This window comes from Paraburkholderia sp. Cpub6, assembly GCF_014201065.1.
GTDB lineage: Bacteria > Pseudomonadota > Gammaproteobacteria > Burkholderiales > Burkholderiaceae > Paraburkholderia > Paraburkholderia tuberum.
Map to the genome: position 1 here is coordinate 1 of NZ_JACHDM010000088.1, position 1,372 is coordinate 1,372.

The window sequence follows — 1,372 nt, forward strand, 5'->3', positions numbered from 1 at the left end:
ACGCTCGGCTGGGACTCCCCCGAGGAAGCAATGGCTAAAGAGTTAGAGAAGGCCGGATTAGCTAAACGTTGCACTTGACTCTTGAGACTGCCCAGGTAGGGCATTCTCGCGACAACACAAGCATTGCCTGTTTTTCTGCGTGCCATATCTCAGTGCGCGTCGGGGCGTCTAACGAGCTAATCGCAGCTAAAATTCGCGCTTTACATGCTTCTATTAAAGTTACCTTACTTACGCGTCTCCTGAGGTAGTTGGGGTAAACTTTCTCGCGAAGATCTTCAAGAAATCTGTGGTCAAATTTGCACAAGTAATTGTACATCAATATATTATCTTTACAAAATTCGTGCCAGCCAATCTGACCTTTTTCAGCGAAACCCCGTGCTATTTCTCTGTAATTTGATAAATCTCGCTTTTTCGTGTAGATGGAATCCCGTTGCGTGAATCTTTTCGTTTGTTTGTCCGTGATAATCATTCTGCGATATGGAGCGAACCAAGGTACGGATACGTCTAATTGTTGTCCTCGATAGCCAGCAATGCAATAATTTCGACATAGTTGTTTCCAGTTAATACCTGAAGTAATGCCATAAAGGACGCCGCGCGCAATGCCCACTCTGTCAAGGCCTGATATCAACTCTCGCTGCTTGTCGAGTGGTAGTTCATATGAACCTCTGGCTAAAGGCGGATGATATTGAGCCGCTGCAGACTCCAGTTCAGAGATCGAAAAAAGGTTGACGATCTTACGCAGGGTGGACGAGAAATATTCCAATAGAAGAACATGCAGCAGCGGGGCGCTGTCGTAGTCCGTGCCAGATAGCGCAGAGGCGATCGATTTGGCGTTGATTGACGATGAGAAAAGTTTTGCTAATGATTTTAGAGATCGAACGTTCCAACGCTTTTTCAGATGATCTCCAATGTGCAATATCGTCGCCGCGTTGACTGGGAAGAGTCGTAGACTGCGTAGTGCCGTTTCGTAATAGAAGGCTCTTATTTCTGGGCACAATATCTTCCAGTTTCCTTTGAATAAAAATTTCAGAAGTTCAAGGGTTTTACGATGGGCCGTTGGATATTTATTTTTTGACTGAGGAACAAAGAATTTTTCTCCGCAGTGAAAGCAGAATAGCGACGGGAGTAAAAGGGAGCGTTGGAAAATTTCGCTTCCGCAATTTTCGCAAGCGTCAACGAGCGGCGAGCAATGCTGTATACAATGCGAAATTCCGGGTATCTGATGATACGTACGCCAGTAGCTGATGCCGAACAGGTCCAGATCTTCCTTCATGCACTTACTCATAGGTCAGAAACATAGCGGACAGACGGATGTCTGAAGAAGGAGCGCACGAGCGTTGGGTTCCGTCCAATTTGTGCAAGCTGCTCGTGA

At 46.1% G+C, this 1,372-nt stretch carries 1 protein-coding gene; it reads right to left on the reverse strand.

Features of this window, described 5'->3' with window-relative positions; genetic code table 11:
* Window positions 1-61: 61 nt before the first annotated feature.
* Entirely contained in the window at window positions 62-1,273 is a 1,212-nt protein-coding gene (locus HDG33_RS36815) for a hypothetical protein (protein WP_184041223.1), read from the reverse strand.
* Between the last annotated feature and the right edge of the window lie 99 nt (window positions 1,274-1,372).

Excerpts from the sequence above, each read along its gene's own strand:
- HDG33_RS36815 (WP_184041223.1), bottom strand. The coding sequence starts at position 1,273 with ATGAAGGAAGATCTGGACCTGTTCGGCATCAGCTACTGGCGTACGTAT.